The sequence below is a fragment of the Patulibacter brassicae genome (assembly GCF_033949425.1).
GTDB classification, from domain to species: Bacteria; Actinomycetota; Thermoleophilia; order Solirubrobacterales; family Solirubrobacteraceae; genus Patulibacter; species Patulibacter brassicae.
Map to the genome: position 1 here is coordinate 86,218 of NZ_JAXAVX010000003.1, position 20,394 is coordinate 106,611.

18 protein-coding genes and 1 pseudogene are annotated in these 20,394 nt (G+C 78.6%); 14 read left to right on the forward strand and 5 right to left on the reverse strand.

What is annotated here, in order from left to right:
- Positions 1-37: 37 nt before the first annotated feature.
- From SK069_RS08135 to SK069_RS20255, 4 genes and pseudogenes are all read left to right on the forward strand, one after another.
- Complete coding sequence (locus tag SK069_RS08135; protein ID WP_319953708.1) at positions 38-2,929, forward strand: helix-turn-helix transcriptional regulator; 2,892 nt, start codon at positions 38-40, stop codon at positions 2,927-2,929.
- 4 nt (positions 2,930-2,933) lie between these two features.
- Positions 2,934-3,287 (forward strand): VOC family protein, encoded by a 354-nt coding sequence (locus SK069_RS08140; protein WP_319953709.1) that lies wholly within the window; start codon positions 2,934-2,936, stop codon positions 3,285-3,287.
- A gap of 163 nt (positions 3,288-3,450) precedes the next feature.
- Positions 3,451-4,137: pseudogene (locus SK069_RS20250) on the forward strand (sirohydrochlorin chelatase); the annotation flags it as partial.
- Between the two features lie 255 nt (positions 4,138-4,392).
- Positions 4,393-5,157: an energy-coupling factor ABC transporter ATP-binding protein gene (locus SK069_RS20255; RefSeq protein WP_406628276.1), complete on the forward strand. Its 765-nt coding sequence runs from the start codon at positions 4,393-4,395 to the stop codon at positions 5,155-5,157.
- Between the two features lie 15 nt (positions 5,158-5,172).
- Here the strand turns inward: SK069_RS20255 and SK069_RS08150 are convergent, their stop codons facing one another.
- The gene (locus SK069_RS08150; protein ID WP_319953711.1) at positions 5,173-5,697 is read right to left on the reverse strand and encodes a hypothetical protein; all 525 of its coding nucleotides are present in this window, start codon (positions 5,695-5,697) and stop codon (positions 5,173-5,175) included.
- Positions 5,698-5,834: 137 nt separating this feature from the next.
- Here SK069_RS08150 and SK069_RS08155 point away from each other — a divergent pair, with 137 nt between their 5' ends.
- A complete protein-coding gene (locus SK069_RS08155) occupies positions 5,835-6,980 on the forward strand; it encodes a radical SAM protein (RefSeq protein ID WP_319953712.1) in 1,146 nt (381 codons plus the stop codon).
- 89 nt (positions 6,981-7,069) lie between these two features.
- Here the strand turns inward: SK069_RS08155 and cobJ are convergent, their stop codons facing one another.
- Both cobJ and SK069_RS08165 read right to left on the reverse strand, forming a co-directional pair.
- On the reverse strand, positions 7,070-7,804 hold the full coding sequence (gene cobJ / locus SK069_RS08160; protein WP_319953713.1) for a precorrin-3B C(17)-methyltransferase: 735 nt from the start codon (positions 7,802-7,804) through the stop codon (positions 7,070-7,072).
- 139 nt (positions 7,805-7,943) lie between these two features.
- Complete coding sequence (locus SK069_RS08165) at positions 7,944-9,668, reverse strand: hypothetical protein (RefSeq protein ID WP_319953714.1); 1,725 nt, start codon at positions 9,666-9,668, stop codon at positions 7,944-7,946.
- Positions 9,669-9,816: 148 nt separating this feature from the next.
- Here SK069_RS08165 and cobA point away from each other — a divergent pair, with 148 nt between their 5' ends.
- The 6 genes from cobA to SK069_RS08195 all read left to right on the forward strand — a co-directional run bounded on the left by cobA (position 9,817) and on the right by SK069_RS08195 (position 15,544).
- A complete protein-coding gene (gene cobA, locus SK069_RS08170) occupies positions 9,817-10,740 on the forward strand; it encodes a uroporphyrinogen-III C-methyltransferase (protein WP_319953715.1) in 924 nt (307 codons plus the stop codon).
- Positions 10,727-11,554: an energy-coupling factor ABC transporter permease gene (locus tag SK069_RS08175; RefSeq protein ID WP_319953716.1), complete on the forward strand. Its 828-nt coding sequence runs from the start codon at positions 10,727-10,729 to the stop codon at positions 11,552-11,554. Before cobA ends, SK069_RS08175 begins: the two co-directional genes overlap by 14 nt.
- Positions 11,551-12,231 carry a cob(I)yrinic acid a,c-diamide adenosyltransferase gene (cobO, locus tag SK069_RS08180; RefSeq protein WP_319953717.1) on the forward strand — a complete coding sequence of 227 codons (681 nt, stop codon included), beginning with the start codon at positions 11,551-11,553 and terminating at the stop codon, positions 12,229-12,231. Before SK069_RS08175 ends, cobO begins: the two co-directional genes overlap by 4 nt.
- Positions 12,228-13,313: an alkaline phosphatase family protein gene (locus SK069_RS08185; RefSeq protein WP_319953718.1), complete on the forward strand. Its 1,086-nt coding sequence runs from the start codon at positions 12,228-12,230 to the stop codon at positions 13,311-13,313. The genes cobO and SK069_RS08185 overlap by 4 nt, the downstream gene beginning before the upstream one ends.
- A 269-nt stretch (positions 13,314-13,582) precedes the next feature.
- Entirely contained in the window at positions 13,583-15,034 is a 1,452-nt protein-coding gene (locus tag SK069_RS08190) for a cobyrinate a,c-diamide synthase (protein WP_319953719.1), read from the forward strand.
- 216 nt (positions 15,035-15,250) lie between these two features.
- A complete protein-coding gene (locus tag SK069_RS08195; protein WP_319953720.1) occupies positions 15,251-15,544 on the forward strand; it encodes a hypothetical protein in 294 nt (97 codons plus the stop codon).
- A gap of 42 nt (positions 15,545-15,586) precedes the next feature.
- Here the strand turns inward: SK069_RS08195 and SK069_RS08200 are convergent, their stop codons facing one another.
- The gene (locus tag SK069_RS08200; RefSeq protein WP_319953721.1) at positions 15,587-16,318 is read right to left on the reverse strand and encodes a GntR family transcriptional regulator; all 732 of its coding nucleotides are present in this window, start codon (positions 16,316-16,318) and stop codon (positions 15,587-15,589) included.
- A gap of 26 nt (positions 16,319-16,344) precedes the next feature.
- On the opposite strand from SK069_RS08200, the gene SK069_RS08205 reads away from it, so the two are divergent.
- The gene (locus SK069_RS08205; RefSeq protein WP_319953722.1) at positions 16,345-17,640 is read left to right on the forward strand and encodes an MFS transporter; all 1,296 of its coding nucleotides are present in this window, start codon (positions 16,345-16,347) and stop codon (positions 17,638-17,640) included.
- Positions 17,641-17,879: 239 nt separating this feature from the next.
- Here SK069_RS08205 and SK069_RS08210 read toward each other — a convergent pair whose 3' ends face one another.
- Positions 17,880-18,113, reverse strand: a complete 234-nt coding sequence (locus SK069_RS08210) for a hypothetical protein (protein ID WP_319953723.1) — start codon at positions 18,111-18,113, stop codon at positions 17,880-17,882.
- On the opposite strand from SK069_RS08210, the gene cobI reads away from it, so the two are divergent.
- Together cobI and cbiE are read left to right on the forward strand one after the other, a co-directional pair.
- Complete coding sequence (cobI, locus tag SK069_RS08215; protein ID WP_319953724.1) at positions 18,106-18,873, forward strand: precorrin-2 C(20)-methyltransferase; 768 nt, start codon at positions 18,106-18,108, stop codon at positions 18,871-18,873. The two genes, SK069_RS08210 and cobI, sit on opposite strands and share 8 nt — an antisense overlap.
- A gap of 225 nt (positions 18,874-19,098) precedes the next feature.
- The gene (cbiE, locus tag SK069_RS08220; protein ID WP_319953725.1) at positions 19,099-20,355 is read left to right on the forward strand and encodes a precorrin-6y C5,15-methyltransferase (decarboxylating) subunit CbiE; all 1,257 of its coding nucleotides are present in this window, start codon (positions 19,099-19,101) and stop codon (positions 20,353-20,355) included.
- The last annotated feature ends 39 nt before the right edge of the window (positions 20,356-20,394 follow it).

Below are 20,394 nucleotides of genomic sequence, written 5' to 3' on the forward strand. Positions count from 1 at the left end.
CCGGAACGGCGCCGCGGCGGCTCTAGGATCGGCCCGGATGGAGGACCGGAGCACCCGTGCGCCGCTCGTCGGCCGCGCTGCCGAGCTCGAGCAGGCCGTCGCCGCGATCGCCGCCGTGCGCGACGGCGCGGGGCGCGTCCTCGTCGTCTCGGGCGACCCCGGCATCGGGAAGACCGCGCTCCTGGACGCGATCGCCGACGAGGCGCGCGCGGCCGGGCTCGCGGTGCTCGCGGGCCGGGCGACCGAGCACGAGACCGACGTGCCGCTCGGCCTGGCGATCGACGCGCTCGACGGCGAGCTCGACCGGCTCGACGACGCCCCGCGCGCAGCGCTCGCCGCGGACCTCGGGGACGTCCTGCCGAGCCTCGCACCGCCCGGCGCCCGGACCGGCGGCGGGCGACCGGGACCCGCACCGGCCGCCGCCGCCCGGCGCTTCCACGTCCACCGGGCGCTGCGCGACGTCCTCGAGCAGCTCGCGGGACGCCACGGCACCGTCGTCGTGCTCGACGACCTCCACTGGGCCGACGAGGGCTCGCTGCAGTGGGTCACCCACCTCCTGCGCCGGCCGCCCCGCACGCCCGCGCTGCTCGTGCTGGCGCTGCGGCCGGCCCCCCGGCCGCTGGCGCGGCTGCTCGACGCGCTGCGCAACGGCGTCCCCGGCGCGCACCTCGAGCTCCGGCCGCTGCCCGACGAGGACGCCGCCGCGCTCCTGCGCGACGTCGACGTCGACGCCGGCGACCGGCCGGCGATCGTGCGCGAGGCCGGGGGCAACCCGCTCTTCCTCCAGGAGCTCGCGCGGGTCGGCGCCGCCGACGACCGCCTGCCGCCGACGATCCTCGCCGCCGTCGAGCTGGAGGTCTCGGCGCTCGACCCCGCCGCGCGGGCCCTGCTCGAAGGAGCGGCCGTCGCCGGCGACCCGTTCGACGTCGAGCTCGCCGCGGCGACGGCCGGCCTCGGCGTCGGCGCGGCCGACGACGCGCTGGACGCGATCGCCGCCGCGGACCTCGTCCGGCCCGAGCCGCAGCGGCCGACGCTCCTGCGCTTCCGCCATCCGCTCGTGCGCCGCGCCGTCTACGACGCGATGGCGCCGGGGGCCCGGCGCACCGCGCACGGCCGGGCGGTCACCGCGCTGACGGCCCGCGGCGTCGGGGCCGCCGGCCTCGCGCACCACGTCGAGCGCGTCGCGCGGGTCGGGGACGCCGACGCCGCCGCGACGCTCGTCGCGGCGGCCCGCGCGTCCGCCGGGCGCGCACCGGCCACGAGCGCCCGGCACCTCGGCTCCGCGCTCGCCCTGCTGCCCGGGGCGCCGCCGCAGGAGCGAGCCGACCTGCTCGCCGAGCAGGCCTCGGCGCTCAGCGCGACCGGCCGGCACGGCGAGGCCCGCGCCGCGCTGCTCGAGGCGCTCGAGCTGCTGCCGCCGGCGCTCGTCGAGCGCCGCGTGCGGATCACCGCGGCGCTCTGCTCGGTGGACCACGTTCGCGCGCGCCACGAGGACGCGCTGACGCGGCTGCGCTCCGAGCTCGCCGCCCTGCCCGAGGACGTCCCGGAGGAGCTGCGAGCGCTCGGCCGCTTCGCGCTCGCCACGAGCTGCGTGTACCTGCCCGACGAGGAGGGCCTCGAGGCGTGGGCGGGCCGCGCGGCGCCGGCGCTGCGCGAGGTCGACCCGGCGACCGCTCTCTGCGACGACGCGCTCGTCCTCATCGCGCGCCGCTGGCGGGGCCGCACCGACGGCCTCGAGACGCTGCGCGCCGCGGTCCTCGAGCGGCTCGCCGCGCTGGATCCGGCGATCCGGCGCAGCCGCAGCGACGTGCTCGTCTACCTCGGGCAGGCCGAGGCGCTGGCCGAGCGCAACGTCGAGGCGCTGCGGCTCGTCGACGAGGGGCTCGCGACGCTCGCCGCCGGCGGGGACGACGCGGCGCTCGTCCCGCTGTCGCAGCTGCGGGTCCAGGCGCTGCTCGCGCTCGGCGACGCCCGTCGCGGCCGCGAGGCGGTGGCGCTGGCCGAGGACGCCGCGCGGCTCCAGGAGGCCGACTACGGGATCGCGTACGCCCTCGCCGCGCGCGCCGAGCTCTGCCGCCTGGACGGCGACCGCGAGGACGTCGAGCGCGCCGCCGCGGAGTGGCCGGCCCTCGCCGGCCGGATCGGCGACATCGGCCTGGCGCGCACGGCGCAGGTGACGTTCGCGCTCGTCCAGACGGTCGACGACCCCGAGCGGCGCGCCGAGCGGCTCGCGGCGATCGCCGGCGCGCGGTTCGAGCGCCTCGAGCCGGAGTTCGCCACGACGCGCGTGCTGCCGTTCCACGTACGCGCGCTGCTGGCGAGCGGTCGGCGGCCGGCGGCCGAGGCGGCCGCCGCGCTGCTCGCGGAGCGGGCCGCGGCGCTCGCGCTGCCCGGCGGGCGCGCGGCCGCCGCGCTCGTCCGCGCGGAGATCGCCCTCGACGGCTCGGCGCCGGACGCCTCGGCGGCGCTGCGCCTCGCGGAGGAGGCCGCGGCGGGCGCCGCCGAGCGCGGCTTCGGCGAGCTGCGCTTCCACGCCGACCTCGTCGCGGCCCGCGCGCTGGCGCTCGCCGGCGAGCGCGACGCCGCCGTCGGCCGGCTCCGCGCCGCGGCGGACCGGGCCACGGCGGTGGCGGCGTGGGCACTGCGCGACGCCGCCGCCAGCGAGCTGCGCCGGCTGGGCGCGCGGCTGCCGGCAGCCCTGCGGGTCGCCGGCGAGCGCGGCGAGCTCACCGAGCGCGAGGAGCAGGTCGCCGAGCTCGTGGCGGCCGGGCGATCGAACAAGGAGGTCGCGAAGCTCCTCTTCCTGAGCCCGAAGACCGTCGAGCACACGCTCTCGCGGGTCTACGCGAAGCTCGGCGTCCGCTCGCGCACGGAGCTCGCGGCGACCCGCCCGGCGCTCGCCCGGTCGGCCGCCGGGGTGCGAGGCTGAGGGCATGGCCCTCGCCCGCGTCGTCCCGAACCTCCACGCCGCCACCCCGATCGAGGCGGCGGCGTTCTACCGCGACGTCCTCGGGATGGAGGTCGTCATGGACCAGGGGTGGATCGTGACCGTCGCGGACCCCGCGCGGCCCGGCCTGCAGCTGAGCCTCGTCAGCGAGGACGCGTCGGGACCCGTCGTGCCGGTCGCGTCGCTCGAGGTCGACGACGTCGACGCGGCGCACGCCGCCGCGGTCGCGTCCGGCGCCGAGATCGTCCACCCGCTGACGGACGAGCCGTGGGGCGTGCGGCGGTTCTTCGTCCGGGACCCCGCCGGGCACGTCGTGAACGTCCTGGGCCACCGGAGCTGAGACGCGGCGCCCGGCCGGCACGCGCGACGGCGCCGACCCACGCCGTCCGCGGTGCGGCACGCGAGCGCACCGCGCGCCGGTCTACCCTGACCGGGTGGACCTCCGCCGATCCGACGCCCGTGGCGGCACGCACGGGCGCCCCGCGCCGGACCGGCCGTCGCTCGTGCTCGTCGGGCACGGCTCGCGCGACGCCGACCACGTCGACGAGTTCTGGGACCTCGTCCGCCACGTCGGGGAGATCGATCCGGAGCTCCACCACGCCGGCGGGTTCATCGAGCTCGCCGAGCCGTCGGCGGACGCCGCGATCGACGCGCTCGTGGCGGACGGCGCGACGGAGATCGTCTCCGTGCCGATCGTCCTGCTCGCGGCGGGCCACCTGAAGAACGACGGCCCGGCGACGCTCGCGCGCGCGCGGATCCGGCACCCGGACGTGACGTTCCGCATGGCGCGCGACCTCGGGATCCACCCCGAGGTCCTGTCGGTCGCCGAGGATCGGATCGCCGCGACGCTCGGCGACGCCGACCCGGCGGCCTCGGGGGTCGTGCTCGTCGGCCGCGGCTCGAGCGATCCGGACGCCTCCGGCGACTTCGCGAAGCTCTGTCGCCTGCTGAGCGACCGACGGGGGCTGCCGATCGTCGAGCCGGCGTGGATCTCGGTCGCCGAGCCCCGCGTCCCGGACGCGCTGGAGCGCTGCCGCCGGCTCGGCGCCACGACGATCGCCGTCGTCCCGTTCTTCCTCTTCACCGGCGTGCTGCTCGGCCGGATCCTCGACCAAGCGGCCGCGTGGGCGCAGCAGCACCCCGAGCTGACCGTCCGCGGCGGCCCCCATCTCGGCGCCGACCGGCGGCTCGCGCGCGTCGCGCTGGAGCGCTACCGCGAGGGGTTCGGCGGCGACGTGCGGATGAACTGCGACCTCTGCGTCTACCGCGTGACGCTGCCCGGCTACGAGGAGAAGGTCGGCCTGCCGATCAGCCTCACCCCGCACGGGGACGGGCCCGCGCGGGGACGGCGGCGCAACCGTCGCGCGACCCGCGCACCGCGGCCGGGCTGGGACGGGACCGCGCTCGAGCTCGCCGACGAGGGCCGCCAGGGCGACCGCGGCCGCGTGAAGCCCGGCGAGGCCGACCCGGAGGCGGCCGTCGCGGTGAAGGTCCGCGACCTGCACTTCGCCTACCCCGACGGCTCCGAGGCGCTGACCGGCGTGGACCTGACGATCCGCGCCGGCGAGCGCGTCGCGCTGCTCGGCCCCAACGGCGCGGGCAAGACGACGCTCCTGCTGCACCTCAACGGCGTGCTGCAGCCGCAGCAGGGCACCGTGGAGATCGCCGGCACCGGCCTGACGAAGCGCACCGCGCGCGACCTGCGTCGGAAGGTCGGGATCGTCTTCCAGGACCCCGACGACCAGCTCTTCATGCCGTCGATCGAGAGCGACGTCGCCTTCGGCCCCGCGAACCTCGGGCTGACCGGCGGGGCGCTGGAGGAGCGCGTCACCGAGGCGCTGCGGACGTTCGGGCTCGAGGAGCTGCGCGAGGTCGCCCCGCACCAGCTCTCGCTCGGCCAGCGGCGCCGCGCCGCGGTCGCCGGCGTCCTGGCGATGGAGCCCGAGCTCATGGTCCTCGACGAGCCCTCGTCGAACCTCGACCCGGCGGCGCGGCGCGAGCTCGCCGACGTCATCCGCCGGCTGCCGACGACGACGCTGCTCGTCACCCACGACCTGCCCTACGCGCTGGAGCTCTGCCCGCGGGCGATCGTCATGGACGCCGGCCAGGTGATCGCCGACGGCCCGACGCGACAGATCCTCGCCGACGAGGGCTTCATGCGCGCCCACCGGCTGGAGCTCCCGGCGGGCTTCAACCCGCTCGCCGCCTGACGCGGCGGGCGGCGGTCAGCCGCCGTTGACGGCGGCGGCGATCCGCGACGCCACGCGCTCGCCGTCGCGCATGCCGCGCTCGAGCCGCGTGGCGGCCCGCTGGAGCTGCCGCAGGGTCGCGAAGGTCGCGCGGCGCGCGGCGACCCGCCGCAGCCCGGTCCCGAGCGTGCCGGTCGCGGAGCGCACGACGTTCACCGCCGAGAGGAGGTCGGCCCGCAGCCGACGGCCCTGGGTGCTCGACGCCGTCGTCCGCCGCAGGGAGAGGCGCAGCGACGAGGCCTCCGCCTCGACCCGCTCGGCGGAGCGCGCCGCGAGCGTCGCCCGGTTGCGGCTCGTGGGCGCCCGCGAGAAGCGCTCGAGGCGCTGCTGCAGGGTCGTCGCCTCGGGCTTGAGCGTCGCGACGTGGGCCTCGACGACCTGGACGAGCTGCACGTCGTCGGCGGCCGCCGGCCGCGGCCCGCCGAGGGCGAGGGCGCCGAGGAGCCCGAGCAGGAGCGCGAGGCGCCCGGCCGTCGCGCGGAGGTCTGTCGCGTTGCGCACCCCACCGACGATAGCCCGGCCCCGGGCGCCGGTGGGCCGGGAGGGCGCGGCGGGAGCCCGTTCGAGGTCCCGCGACGGACGGATGGACGGGCGGAGCGCTCCCCGCTCCGCCGCCGCCGATGCGAACATGCGTTCGCATGCGCTGGGATCACCTGCAGCTCGACGTCGACGCCCCGACCCGGTCGTTCCCCGGCATGCGGGAGCCGGCGGTCGTCCGGCGCTTCGACGCCCCCGAGGCGCTGGAGACCCGCTTCTACGAGGTGCGGGCGAAGTCGGTGCTCAACCGCGTCCCGGCCCGGTCGTCGATGCCGTTCGGGTGGACGGTGAACCCGTACCGGGGCTGCACCCATGCGTGCGTCTACTGCTTCGCTCGACCGACCCACGAGTACCTCGACCTCGGTCCCGGCCGGGACTTCGAGCGCGAGATCGTCGTGAAGGTCAACGCGCCGGAGCGGCTCGTGATCGACCTGGGCCGACGCGCGCGGACGCCCGCCGCGGACGAGGGCGTCGCGCTCGGCACGAACACCGACCCGTACCAGTGGGTCGAGTCGCGCTACCGGCTCATGCCGGGGATCTGGCGCGCGCTGATCGACGCCGAGGTCCCCGGGTCGGTGCTCACGAAGTCGCCGCTGCTCCTGCGCGACGTCGACCTCATGCTCGAGCTGCAGGCCGTCGCGGGCTTCGAGGCGGCGCTCTCCGTGCCGACGCTCGAGGAGTCCGCGTGGCGGGCGACGGAGCCGCGCACGCCGCATCCCCGCGCCCGTCTCGCCGCGGTCGCCGAGCTCACGCGGCGCGGGATCCCGACGAGCGTGCTCGCCGCGCCGCTCATGCCGGGCATCAACGACGACCCGCGGCAGCTGGAAGCGCTGCTCACCGCCTGCCGCGACGCCGGGGCGGTGAGCGTCCGCGGCATCGGCCTGCACCTGCGCGGCAGCACGCGCGACGTCTTCCTCGACTGGCTGCGCGACGCGCGCCCGGACCTCGTCGCCCGGTACGAGGAGCTCTACCGCCACGGTCCGTACCTGCCGCGGCCCGAGGCGAGCCGCCTCGCCCGGTCGATCGCCATGGAGGAGGCCCGGCCGCGACCCGGCGGCGCCCCGCGCAGCGGGGCGGCCCGCGGTCGGGGCGGGGCCGACGGCCGTCCCGCGAGCCCCGCCGCGCGAGAGGCGCGGCGGTTCGGCTGGCGCGGCGCGCCCGGCGGTGCGCCGGCGGACGACCGCTCGTGGACGCGCCCGGCCCGCCCCGGGAGCTCCGCGGCGGGCCGGCAGACGCGCCTGTTCTGACCGGACCCCGGCCCGACGTGCGGGCCCGGCACGCGCGCAGCCGGCCGCCGGGGCGCCGGCCGCGGTGACCGGTGGCCCTGGGCGGTGGGTCAGCGACCGCGCGCCGTGACGAGCCAGGGCCCGACGTGCTCGGCGGTCGGCCCCGCGACGAGGACGAGCGTCCGCATCGCGACGCGCTCGGGATCGAGGTCGGCGAGCGTCGTGTGCTCGATCCGCTCGTCGTCGCGGCCGACGTCGGTCACGAGCGCCACCGGCGTGGCCGGGTCGCGGTGCTCCGCGAGGACGTCCCGGGCGCGGCCGAGCTGCCACTCCCGCGTCCGCGAGCGCGGGTTGTAGAGCGCGAGGGCGAGGTCGGTCGCCGCGAGGGCGGCGATCCGCGCCTCGACCTTCTCCCACGGCTCGAGGACGTCGGAGAGCGAGACCGTCGCGAAGTCGCCCAGCGGCGCCCCGAGCCGCGCGGCCGCGGCGGTCGCGGCCGTGATCCCGGGCACGACCTCGACCGCGGGCCGCTCGTCCTCCGGCAGCGCCGCCGCCGCGCGCAGCGCCAGCGCGGCCATCCCGAAGATCCCGGCGTCACCGGAGGAGACGAGCGCCACCCGCCGACCGGCGGCGGCCTCCGCGAGCGCGATCGTCGCCCGCTCCTCCTCGGCCCCCATCGTGCCGCGCTCGATCCGCTGCTCCGGCCGCAGGAGGTCGGCGCACTGGTCGACGTAGGGCCCGTAGCCGACGACGACCTCGGCGTCCCGCACGACCTCCTCGGCCCGTGCGGTGCGCCAGGCGGCGGTGCCCGGTCCGAGGCCGACGATCGCGAGGCTGCCCGTCATCGGCGGCGATGCTACGGACCTCGCCGGCCGTCGACCCCGCCGATCGCGCCCCGACGAGACGGACGAACCGCATCGATCACGCGCACGCACGGGCCCGCATCATCCGGCGCTCGCACCGTCGTGCCGGGCCGGGCCCGGGTCAGCCGGCGCTCGCGGCGGCCCGGGCGACGCCGGGGTCGCCACCGCCGCGACGGGCAGCGCGCTCGCGGGCCGCGGCACGCTGATCGGCCCGGCGCTCGGCGGCGCGCTCCGCACGTCGGAGCCCCCGGCTGCGGCGGGCTGCCCGGCGCTCGACGCTCGCGGCGCGCTCGCCGTCGCTCGCGTCCGTGGAGCCGGCAGCCGAGTCGCTCACGGCGGTCGCTTCACCGCCGTCGGTCGACGTCCCGCTACCGGAGGAGGCGTCGCCCGCGGCCGAGCCCTCGGCAGAGGACGCTCCCCCGTCAGCGGACGAGCCGCCCGCGGAGGAGGAACCAGCACCCGACGCCGACCCGGACGCACCGCCATCGGAGGACGCACCACCGCCGGACGCCGAGCCGCCCTCCGGGGACGAGCCCTCGCCGGCGGCCGAGCCCGGACCCGGGTCGGCCGGGGCGTTCGCCGTCACGTCGCCGGTCCCGCGGTCCTCGACCGCCACGGGCGTGCCCCCGAGGGGCTCGTCGGCGGCCGGGAGGTGCAGCGCCACGGAGACCGCGGCGTCGTCGCCGGTGCCGCCCTCGGGCAGGCCCACCCCGGCATGGCTCGATGCGGTCTGCCCCGCCTGAGGCACGGCGATCCGGACCTCGACGGGTTCCTGCTCGGCGCCCACCGCCGCCGACGGTGCCGGCTTGGCCTCAGCGGGCTCCTGCAGGTCGATCGGCGTGACGAGCTCGACCGCGTTGCTCAGGGCGCCGTCGGCCGGCGCCGTCGAGCGTCGCGCGGCCGGCGCGGAGCCCGAGAACGGCTGGATCTGCAGGCGGACGCGAACATCGGGACTGTCGCCCGAGCCCCGCGTCAGATCGACGACGGCGCGGAGCCCGACCGGGCCGCCCACGCGCGCCGCGGCGGCACGCAGCTCACGCACGGTCTCGTCACCCAGGCGCACGCGCACGTCCATCTGCACGGGCTCGTCGGCGCCCCACCACGCGCTCACGCCCGATCGTGCGACTGGATCCGCGGCCGTCTCGTCGCGATTGCTCGCCGCCGCCACGCCCGTGGGCGGCGCGACGCTCGTCGTCCCGCCGGGCACTGCGGCGCCCGCGGTGGCGTTCCGCTCGTCGTCCGTCCCCGCGCCGGAGGCCTCGACCCGGACGCGGACCTCGCTGCCGGCGCGCAGCGTCGCGCCGTCGCCGCCGCTGAGGCTCACCGACGCCACCCGCAGGCGCAGGCCGTCGGTCGGGGAGGTGCCGCCCGCGCCCCCGTCGGACCCGCCGGGCGAGGAGCCGCCGGAGCCGGCCCCGGACCCCCCGGGCGTCGCGCCGGAGCCGCCCGCCCCGCCGTTGGAGCCCGGGCCGCCGGAGCCCGCGGCGCCGTCGCCGGAGGGGATGCGCCCGCGCTCCGGAGCGGCCTCGCCGAACCGCGCACCGCCGCCCCGCGGCGCGGCACCGGCGTCCGGAGCATCGCCCGCACCGGTCGCCGCGCCGTCCCCGGCGCCGCGGCTCGCGTCGCGCTCCGCGGACGGCGCCGCCGGTCCGCGGCGCAGCGGCGCTCGCTCGACGCCGTCGACGAGCTGCAGCAGCCGGGCGTGGGGATCGCTCTCCGCGAGGTCGACGCGGCCGGAGGGGCCGCCGCCGGGCACGAAGGCGACGCCGAGCGCCAGCGTCCCGACCGCGAGGGTCAGTCCGACGGCTCCGGCCAGCCCGAAGTCCCTGCGGGTCGCGCGATCCATCTCCGCTCGCGGTCGGCTCCTCCGCGGGGCGGCTGAAGCTCCGCGCCATCGGAACGGACGGATGTTCGGTCCGGACGCCTCGTCCGGACGCGGCGCGGCGGCCCGGGACGGGTCCGCGGGCGGGTCCGTCCGCTACGGTCCCGCGGGCATGACGGTCCACCTCGTCGGCGCCGGACCCGGCGATCCCGAGCTGCTCACCGTCCGCGCCGTCGCGCTCCTGCGCCGCGCCGAGGTCGTCGTCACCGACCGCCCGTCGAGCGACCCGATCGCCGACCTCGCGCCCGCGGAGGCGGAGCGGATCCTCGTGGGCAAGCGCCCCGGCGCGCCCGCCCTCGGGCAGGCCGAGCTCGACGCGCTGCTCGTCGAGCTCGGCCGCAGCGGGCGCGAGGTCGTGCGCCTGAAGAGCGGCGACCCCTTCGTCGCCGCCCGCGGCGGCGAGGAGGCGCTCGCGCTCGCCGCCGCCGGGGTGCCGTTCACCGTCGTCCCCGGCGTGAGCGCCGGGCTCGCCGCGCCCGCGTTCGCCGGCATCCCGGTGCACGTCCGGCAGCGCTCGCGCGTCGTGACGGTCCTCGCCGGCAACACCGACCCGGAGTACCCGGGCGAGGTCGACTGGGACGCCCTGGCGCGCCTCGGCGGCACGATCGTCGTCCTCACCGGGCGCTCGCGGATCCGCCGGATCGCCGGCTGGCTGCTCGCCGCCGGGCTCTCCCCCGACACGCCCGTGGCCGCGATCAGCGCGGCCAGCCGCGCCGGCGAGCAGCGCACGGTCCGCGGGACGCTGTCGGCCCTGCCGCCGCGCCTGGACCCGCCGGTGACGTTCGTCATCGGGGAGGTCGCCGCGATCGACCTCGACTGGTTCGCCGGCGGCGAGGCGAGCACCGTGGCGCAGACGGGCTCGGTCACGCCCCTCGCGCCGCGCGACCCCGCCCCGGCTCGCCCGGACCCACGGGCGTCGGGATCCCACGACGCACCCGCGGCGACGCCCTCCCGCCCGCGGGGCGCGGGCGCCGGAATGCCCCGCTCGGCGACGCTGCCGAGCTCGACGCCGGAGGGCCCGCGTGCACATCCCTGAGGGCTTCCTCGCCGCGCCGGTCACCGCGACGGGCGCCGCCGTCGCCGTCGCCGGGCTCACCGTCTGCGTGCGGCGCGCCCGGCTGACCGGCGAGGACGGCCGGCTGCCCCTCGCGGGCCTCGCGGGCGCCTTCTTCATCGTCGGCGACTCGCCGTTCGTCCCGCTCGGGTTCGGGACGCAGGGCCACCTGCTCGGGGGCACGCTCGCCGTCGCGCTGCTCGGCCCGTGGCTCGGCGCGCTGACGATCGCCGTCGTCACGATCCTCCAGGCCCTCGTGCAGGGCGACGGCGGGATCACGACGCTCGGCCTGAACATCGTGAACTCGGCGCTCGTGCCCGCGTTCCTCGGCTGGCCGATCCTGCGCGGGATCCAGCGCGCCGCGCAGGGCCTCGGCGGCCGCGGACGCCCCGGGCCGCTCGCGCTCGCCTGCGGGGTCGCGGCGTTCATCAACGTCCTGCTCGCGGCGTCGCTCTTCGTCGTCGAGTACCTCGTGGGCGCGAAGGTCGAGATCGACCGCGCCGCCCTGGCGGGCACGACGCTCGGCACCTACGCCCTCGTCGCGGTGCTCGAGGCGCTGCTCACCGCGGGGATCGTGCGGGCGCTCCTCGCCCGCCGGCCCGACCTCGTCCTCATCGCCCCGCCCGAGCTGCGCCGAGGTCGGCGGCGACGCCGACCCGTGCCGGCCCAGGCCGGCGGCGGACCGTACGTCCCGCCGCCGCCGGGCTGCGAGCCCGAGCGCCCGCCCCGCCGTCCGCCGGACGCCGGAGCGGCGTCCGGCACCGTCCGTCCCTCGACCCCGGAGGCCACGCCATGAGCCGCCCCGACGACGGCGCGACCGCCGCCGACCCCACCACCCCGCCCGACCAGGACGCCGCGGCGCGCCACGCGACCGCCGACGTCCCGCACACCCCGGACGACCGGGGCAGCGCCGAGCCACGGCGTCGCAAGCCACGCGACAAGCCGCTCGTGGCCGTCATCACCGGCCCGGGCAAGGGCAAGTCGAGCCACGGCTTCGGGATGCTCCAGCGCTCCTGGGCCCGCGGCTACCGCTGCGGCGTCTTCCAGTTCGTCAAGGGCGGCAAGTGGAAAGTCGGCGAGCGCAAGGCCGCGCAGGTCCTCTCGGACTCCGGCGAGGGCGGCACGATCGAGTGGGAGACGATGGGCAAGGGCTGGACCTGGATCCAGCGCGACCTCACGGAGTCCGAGGACCTGACGCGCGAGGGCTGGGCCGAGGTGCGCCGCCGGATCGCCGAGGCGCGCTACGAGTTCCTCCTGCTCGACGAGCTGACGTACCCGATCAGCTGGGGCTGGATCGACGTCGAGGAGGTCGTCGCGACGCTCCGCGACCGTCCCGGCTTCCAGCACGTCGTGATCACCGGACGCAACGCCCACCCGGCCCTCGTCGAGGCCGCGGACCTCGTCAGCGAGATCGAGAGCGTGAAGCACCCGATCAAGCAGGGCATCCGGGCGCAGCAGGGCATCGAGTGGTGAGCGCGCCGGGCCAGCGGCTGCTCGTCATCCCCGACGGCCTCGCCGAGGCGCTGCCCGCGCCGGACCGCCCGGACGCGCCACCGACGACGCTCGCGGCCACGCGGACGCTCGCGCTCGACCAGCTCGCGCGACGCGGCGCGGTGCGGCCCGTGGCGGTCACGCCGGAGGGCCTGCACCCCGGCAGCGAGACCGGCATCTCGCTGCTCCTGGGCTGGACGCCGGCGACGAGCCTCGACCGGCGACCGCACCGGGTCCACGCCGACGAGCCTCCCGGCACCCTCTCGCGGGGGCGGATCGACGCGGCCGCGCGCGGGATCCACGAGCCCGACGGCGCCGCGGTGCACCGCATCGACGTCCGCCACGACGACGGTCGACCGTGGCCGGAGCTCGGCGCCGCGGCCGAGGCGCTCCTGCGCGGCTCCGGCGGCGAGGAGGCGCTGCACGTCCAGCGCCTCGACGGCCACAAGCTCGTCGTCTTCGCCGTGACCGAGCCGCTGCTCCCGCCGCGCGCGGACCTCGTCGCGGCCGCCCGGATGGCGGGGGTCGCGGTCGCCGACGACGACCGGCCCCGGCTGCAGCTCTGGCCCGACGGCGCCGTCCCGCCGCCGATCCTCGACGAGGAGACCGTCGTGGTCTGCGCGCCGCGCTCGACGGCCGCGGGCATCGCGCGGATCATGGGCGCCGAGACGCTCCATCCGCGCGGCGCGACCGGGGACGTCGGCAGCGACCTGGCGGCGAAGGCGCGCGCCGCCACGGCGCTCCTGCGCGACGGCGTGCCGACGGTCGTCGTGCACGTCGGGGCGCCCGACGAGGCTGCCCACCGGCACGACCCGGCGCTGAAGGCGCGCGAGCTCCAGCGGCTGGACCGCGACCTGCTGGCCCCGCTCGCGGGCGTCGCACTGGACCTCGGCGCGACGGTCGCCGTGTGCCCGGACCACGGCAGCGACCCGCGGACGGGCCGGCACACCGCCGATCCGGTGCCGGCGCTGCTCTGGGGACCGAGCGTGCCGCGCTCCGGGCCCGACCGGATGACGGAGGCCGGGGTCGCCGGCCTCGCGCCGGTCGCCGGGCCCTGGGACTGAGGGGCGGACGTGGGCGCACGCGAGCCTGCCGGGACGGCGCGTCGACCCGCGCGATCGCGCGTGGACCGCACCGCTTCCGCCGGGCCGTCCGCCCCGGGATCCCGGGGTCCCGGATGCTCCCGTCCCGGCCCCGGATCGGATCTCCCGGGCATTCGGGCGCAGTACGCTGTCGGCGTGACGAGCCCGTTCCGCGTCGTCGGGCGCCCGAGCCTCGCGCTCGCGCTCCTCGAGCTCCGGGAGCGGCCGGCGGGCGACCGGCCCCGCACGCCATGACCGCGCGCATCGTCATCGCCGGGACGAGCTCCGGCGCCGGCAAGACGACCGTCGCCAGCGGCCTGATGGCCGCCTTCCGCGCCCGCGGGCGCACCGTCCAGGGGGCGAAGGTCGGGCCCGACTTCATCGATCCGAGCTACCACGCGCTGGCGACCGGCCGGCCGGCCCGCAACCTCGACGCGTTCCTCGCCGGGCCGGAGCTCGTGGCCCCGCTGCTGGCCCACGGCATCGCCGACCACGCCGACGACGGGCGCCCGGCCGACCTGACGGTGATCGAGGGGGTCATGGGGCTCTTCGACGGGGCGTCGGGTCGCGGCGAGCTCGCCTCGACCGCGCACGTCGCGAAGCTCACGCGCAGCCCGGTCGTGCTCGTCGTCGACGCGGCCGCGATGGCGCGCTCCGTCGCCGCGCTCGTGCTCGGCTTCCGCAACTACGACCTCGCCGTCGACGTCGCGGGGGTGATCCTCAACCGCGTCGGCTCCTCGTTCCACGCCGATCTCCTGCGCGAGGCGCTCGAGCCGATCGGCGTGCCCGTGCTCGGCGCGCTGACGCGCGACGACCGGCTCGTGGCGCCGTCGCGCCACCTCGGGCTCGTCCCGGTCGAGGAGCGCGACGCGCGGGCGCGGGAGACGCTCGACGTCCTCGCGGCGCGCGTCGCGGCGGAGGTCGACCTCGACGCCCTGGAGCGCCTGGCGGGAGCCGCACCGGCCCTCGGGCCCGCGTGGGACCCGACGCAGGCACTCGCGCGGGCGGCCGGCGAGCCCGGGCGCACGCCGGCGACCGGCCCCGGCGCGACGCCCGCGGCCGCCGGTGGCCTCGTCGCCGTCCCGCCGCCCCCGGACCGCCGGCCCCGGATCGCGTACGCGGCCGGGGCGGCGTTCACGTTCCGCTACACGGAGAACCTCGAGCTGCTGCGCGCCGCCGGCGCCGAGCTCGTGCCGGTCGACCCGCTCCGCGACGCGGAGCTGCCGGAGGCGACCGACGCGCTGTACCTCGGCGGTGGGTTCCCGGAGGAGCACGGCGAGGCGCTCGCGGCGAACGCCCCGCTGCGCGCCGCCGTCGCCGGGCTCGCCGCCGCCGGCCGGCCGATCGTCGCGGAGTGCGGCGGCCTGCTCTACCTCGGCGGCACCCTCGACGGGCGCCCGATGTGCGGGGTGCTCGAGGGCACCGGGGCGCTCGGCACGCGCCTGACCCTCGGGTATCGCGAGGCCGAGGCGGGCGCGGACTCCCCGCTGTGGCGGGCCGGCGAGGTCGTTCGCGGGCACGAGTTCCACTACTCGACGCTCACCCCGGAGGCGACCTCGCCCCCCGCGTGGACCCTGCGCTCCCGGGGGCGCGAGCGTCCCGAGGGCGTCGCCACGGGGACGCTCCACGCGAGCTACCTCCACACCCACTGGGCCGCGTTCCCGCAGGCCGCCGCCCGGCTCGTGGCGGCCGCGAGCGCCTGACGCGACGCGTACGACGCACGCTCCGGCGCGCGGTGCGGGAGGCGATCGCCCGGGACGCGGACGGCGCGCCGACGACGGCGCCGGGCCCGCGGGCCGGGACCTCCGGCGCGGCGTCTGCGCCCCGCTGCCCCCGTCTTCCCGGAGTTTGCGGGAACTTCCTGGTCGATGTCGTCCGACGGCCCTGGCAGGATGCGACAAACCCGAGGAGCGACAGCCGTGTCTGATTTCGAGGTACGTCGCGACGAGTTCGCGATGTGGGTGGTTCGCCAACGCCGCACGCTGGCACCCGTCTGCCGGCACATCCGCCGCGACGACGCGGTGCGGTCGGCCGTCCGGTGCGCGGCGCGCACCGGGGGCGGGCGGGTCCGGGTCGTCCTCGCCGACGGGCAGCACGCGGTCCGCGCCGTGCCCGCCGAGGCCCCGGCCGTCGCGGCGCCGGTGGGCCCGCGCCTGCTCGTGGACCGCCACACCGGCGAGCTGCTCGACGCTCCCTGGCTCGCCGCCGGCTGAGCGTGGATCCAGGCCGGGTCCCGGCGGATCCCCCGGCGGCGGTCAGCCGAGCAGCGCGCCCGCGGTGGCGCGGACGTGGCGCTCGAGCCGCTCGAGCATCGCCGGCAGGTCGCCGGCCGCGAGCGTCTCCAGCAGCTCCTCGTGCTCGGCGATGATCGCGAGGGGGTCGCGCGCCCGGTGCTGCAGCACCTGCGCGGTCAGGCGCTGCTGGCGGTCGCGCAGGCCGTCGTAGAGGTCCAGCAGGACGCGGTTGCCGGCGGCCGCGACCCACGTGCGGTGCATCCGCCGGTCCGCCTCCGCGTACGCGCCGATGTCGCCGTCGGCGACCGCGGCGCGCTGCTCCGCGACGGTCGCGCGCAGGTCCTCGAGCACGCCCGCGGCCACCCCCGCGCCGCCCGTCGCGGCGGCCGGAACGGCGTCGTCGGCCCTCCCGACGCCGGGCCGGGCGTCACGGCCGGCCGCCCAGGCGCTGGGCCGCGGGGCGAGCAGCCGCTCGAGGCAATGGCGCTCGACGAGCAGCCGGGCGTCGAGCAGATCGCGCCCGTCGCGGTCCGAGAGCGCGGTGACGAGCGCCCCGCGCTTGGGGTAGAGCGTCAGCAGGCCCTCGGCCTCGAGCCGCAGGAACGCCTCGCGCACCGGGGTCCGGCTGACGCCGAGCTCGCCCGCCACCTCGCCCTCGCTGAGCAGGACGCCGTCGGCCAGGGATCCGTCGAGCCAGCGCCCCTTCACGAGGTCGTAGGCCCGCTGCGAGGCGGACGGGGCGGCGGTGGGCACGCGTCCATGCTAGAGATCCAGCATAGATGCAAGCCGTATCCGACATGGCGCGCGATGCCGGCGCGCGCCTCGGCGGTCGCCGGGCCTGGGCGATGTGGGGACTCGCCGCCGCGGCGTACCTCGTCGCGTTCTTCCACCGCATGGCGCTCGGCGTCGCCGGGCTCGAGGCGACGGAGCGGCTGTCGATCCCCGAGGGCGCGCTGGCCTCGCTCGCGGCGCTGCAGCTCTTCATCTACCTGGCGATGCAGATCCCGGCGGGCCTCGCCGCCGATCGCCTCGGCCCGCGCCGGACGCTCGCGATCGGGCTGGCGATCATGGCCGTCGGCGAGGCGCTCTTCGCCGTCTCCACGAGCCTCGCGCCGGCGCTCGCCGGCCGGGCGCTCGTCGGCCTCGGCGACGCCCTGACGTTCCTCAACGTGCTGCGGATCGGGCACGCCTGGTTCCCCGAGCACCGCCAGGGCCTGCTCGCCGCGCTCACCGGCGTCGTCGGCGCCGTCGGCCAGCTCGTGGCCACCATCCCCCTGCACCTCGCGCTCGACGGCGTGGGGTGGACCCCGACCTTCCTCGCGGTGGCGTTCCTCACCGGCGCGCTCGTGGCGATGCCGCTGCTCCTCCTCCACGACCGGCCCCCGGGGCGCCCCGCCCCCCGGGGTGACGACCACGCGCCGATCGGGCGCACGCTGCGCGACGCCTGGGCCCGCCCGGCGACGCGGCACGGGTTCTTCCTCCACCTCGGGGCGATGGGCCCCTTCGCGATCGTCGGCGCGGTCTGGGGCGTCCCGTACATGGTCGCCAGCCAGGGGATGAGCCGCGCGACCGCCTCGACGCTCCTGCTCGGGATCGTCGTCGCCCTGGCCGTGACGGGCCCGATCGTCGGCGCGCTCGTCGGCGGCGATGCGAGGCGCCGGCGGGCGTCGGTGCTCGTCCCGGCGGTGCCCGCGATCGGCTGGGGGCTGCTCGTGCTGTGGCCGACCCCGGACGTGCCCGATGCCCTGCTGCTCGCGGTGCTCGTGGCCACGGGCGCGGCAGCGGGTGGCTCGATGATCGCGTTCGAGATCGCCCGCCGCGAGGCGCCCGCGGTCTCGGCCGGCAGCGCCACGGCGCTCGTGAACTGCGGCGGCTTCTCCGCGGCGGTGCTCGGCGCAGTCGTCGTCGGACTGCTGCTCGGGGGCGACCCGTCGCCGGCGACGGCGCAGCACGCGATGGCGCCGGTGGCGCTGATCGCCGCGATCGGCACCGCGGGCTGCGTGATCCACGCACGGCGCGGCGCGACCCGCCGGCGCGATCCCGAGGCGGCGATCGCCGCCTCGGGATCGTCCTGACGTCCTGCCGTCCGCGACGACGAGCGCCGCGCCCCGCCACCCCTTCCGGGTGCGACGGATCGGCGCGGCGCGAGCCCGGAGGCGCGCGGTGCCCGACGACGAGCGCCCCGAGCACCGAGCGGTCCTGGCGACGTCGGTGGGAACGAGTTGCCCGAACGGCCGCCGTGGCAAACCTCCGGCGGCCGCCCGGATCGGCGCCGCCCCGGGGGAGGCCCCGGGCACGGCACCGCGCCGCGCGGCTAGTCGCCGGAGGCCGACGCCAGTCCGCGGGCCGGGGAGCGCCGCAGCCGCGGGCCGACGAGGCCGACCGTCGCCAGCACGCCGAGCGCCGCCACGCCGGCCACGACCCACGTGGCGCCGCCGCCCGCGACGCGCACCGCCGCGCTCGCCGAGCAGCTCGACGGCGCGGCGCTGCCCGCGGGCGCCTGACGACGCGGGACGCCGCCGGCCGTCAGGATCGGCGGGGTGAGCACCGCGGCGGACCCCACCACCGGCACGCTGATCGGGATCGGCGTCGGTCCCGGCGATCCGGAGCACCTGACGCTCAAGGCGCTGCGGGCGCTCGAGCGCGCCGACCGCGTCTTCGTCCCCGTGACCGAGGCGGCCGGCGAGGTCGGACGCGCCGAGCGCGTCGTGGCGCCCCACGTCGACCCGGCGAAGGTCGAGCGGCTCGGCTTCTCGATGCGCGACGCGTCGCTGCGGCAGGAGAACTGGGACCGCGCGGGCGCCGCGATCGCCGCGATCGTCCGCGACGGCGGGACCGCGGCGTTCTGCACGCTCGGCGACCCGAACGTCTACTCGACCTTCACGTACATGGCCCACACCGTGCGCGACCTCGTCCCGGGGCTGCGCGTCGAGACGGTGCCCGGGATCACCGCGATGCAGGACCTCGCCAGCCGCTCGTCGATCGTCCTCACCGAGGGCAACGAGTCGCTCGCGCTGCTGCCGCTGACCGCCGGCGAGGACGCGCTGCGCAGCGTCCTGCGCACCGCCGACACCGTCGTCGCGTACAAGGGCGGCCGCCACATGCCGCGGGTGCGCGAGATCCTCGCGGAGGAGGGTCGCCTCGACGACGCCGTCTACGGCGAGCTGCTCGGCGTCGAGGGCCAGCAGGTCACCGGCGCCGGCGCGGACGCCGAGCAGCGCGGCCCGTACCTGTCGACGGTCATCGTCCCCGCGCGCCGCGAGGGCCGCGGCGGCAAGCTCCGCGACGAGACCGGCCGCGCGATCTGAGGGGGAGAAGGCCGGGTCCCGCCCTGCTTCTCCCCTCGGCCGCGGCCTCGGCGTCCGGGAAGCCCCGGCGCAGGGCACCCGGGAGAAGGCCGGGCCCCGCCCTGCTCGTCCCCTCGGCCGCGGCCTCGGCGTCCGGGAAGCCCCGGCGCAGGGCACCCGGGAGAGCACCGGGCCCGCCGCCCGGTCGCTGCTGCGACGCAGGCCGCCGCTCGCCATGATGGGGACGTGCGCGAGGACCCCGTCCACGTCGTCGGCCTGACCGGCGGTCGCCCCGCCGGGGAGGCCCCGAGCGCGGCGCTCGCCGCGGCGACGCTCGTCGCCGGCGGGCTCGAGCCGCTGCGGGCGGTCGCGCCACTGCTGGACGGGCGCCCCGACCCGCCGGAGACGGTGACGCTCGTGGCGCCGCTGGACGAGGCGCTCGGGCGGATCGCCGGACACGCCGGCCCGGTCGCCGTCCTCGCCTCGGGCGACCCCGGGTGGTTCGGGATCGTCCGCACGCTCGCCCGGCGGATCGACGCGGAGCGGATCGTCGTGCACCCCGCGCCCTCCTCCGTCGCCCGCGCCTGGTCGCGCGTCGCGATGCCGTGGGACGACGCGCGGATCGTCTCGGCCCACGCCCGCGGCCGCGGCGGCGTGCGCGCGGCGCTCGGGGCGCTGCTCGCCGGGCCGAAGGTCGCGGTCCTCACCGCGCCCGACGCCGATCCGGCGTTCCTCGCCGCGGCGTACGCCCGGATCCCCGGCGCGCCGGAGCGGCGGATGGCCGTCTGCGAGCGGCTCGACCTGCCCGACCAGCGCGTGACGATCGGCGCGCCGGAGGACCTCGCCGCCGGGACGTTCGCCGATCCGAACGTCCTCCTCGCCTGGGCGCCCGACCAGCCGGTCGCCGCGGCGCGGACCGCGATCCAGCCGGCGCGCCACGCCGACCGGTGGGCGCTGCCGGAGTCGGCGTTCGCGCACCGCGACGGCATGATCACGAAGCGCGAGGTGCGCGCCGCCGCGCTCGCCGCGCTCGGTCCGGGACCGGGCGACGTCGTGTGGGACGTCGGCTGCGGCAGCGGCTCGGTCGCCGTGGAGTGCGCGCGACTCGGCGCCGGCGTCATCGCGGTGGACCACGACGAGGCGGCCGTCGCGCTGACGCGCCGCAACGCCGCCGACCACGGGGTCGAGCTCGCGGCGTTCGCCGGCGCGGCCCCGGACGCGCTGCGTGCGCTGCCGGATCCCGACGCGGCGTTCGTCGGGGGCGGGGGCGGCAACCTGCCGGCGATCGTCGACCTCGCCGCGGAGCGCGCGCGCCGCGCGGTGGTCGTGACGCTCGCGACGCTCGACCGGATCGAGCCGACGATCGCGCGGCTCGCGGCGGCGGGGCTCGACGTCGAGGCGACGCTCGTGCAGTCCGCGCGCCTGCGGCCGTTCGTCGGCTCGCACCGCCTCGAGCCGACCAACCCGACGGCGGTGCTCGTCGGGCGCCGCGCCGGGGCCTGAGCGTCGAATCGGGCCGAACCCGTCCGGGTCGCCGCGGCC

Coding starts and splice junctions, on each gene's coding strand:
- cobA (WP_319953715.1), top strand. CDS start 9,817: ATGACGGTCCACCTCGTCGGCGCCGGACCCGGCGATCCCGAGCTGCTC.
- SK069_RS08190 (WP_319953719.1), top strand. CDS start 13,583: ATGACCGCGCGCATCGTCATCGCCGGGACGAGCTCCGGCGCCGGCAAG.
- SK069_RS08140 (WP_319953709.1), top strand. CDS start 2,934: ATGGCCCTCGCCCGCGTCGTCCCGAACCTCCACGCCGCCACCCCGATC.
- cobJ (WP_319953713.1), bottom strand. CDS start 7,804: ATGACGGGCAGCCTCGCGATCGTCGGCCTCGGACCGGGCACCGCCGCC.
- SK069_RS08205 (WP_319953722.1), top strand. CDS start 16,345: ATGCAAGCCGTATCCGACATGGCGCGCGATGCCGGCGCGCGCCTCGGC.
- cobO (WP_319953717.1), top strand. CDS start 11,551: ATGAGCCGCCCCGACGACGGCGCGACCGCCGCCGACCCCACCACCCCG.
- SK069_RS08165 (WP_319953714.1), bottom strand. CDS start 9,668: ATGGATCGCGCGACCCGCAGGGACTTCGGGCTGGCCGGAGCCGTCGGA.
- SK069_RS08155 (WP_319953712.1), top strand. CDS start 5,835: ATGCGCTGGGATCACCTGCAGCTCGACGTCGACGCCCCGACCCGGTCG.
- SK069_RS08135 (WP_319953708.1), top strand. CDS start 38: ATGGAGGACCGGAGCACCCGTGCGCCGCTCGTCGGCCGCGCTGCCGAG.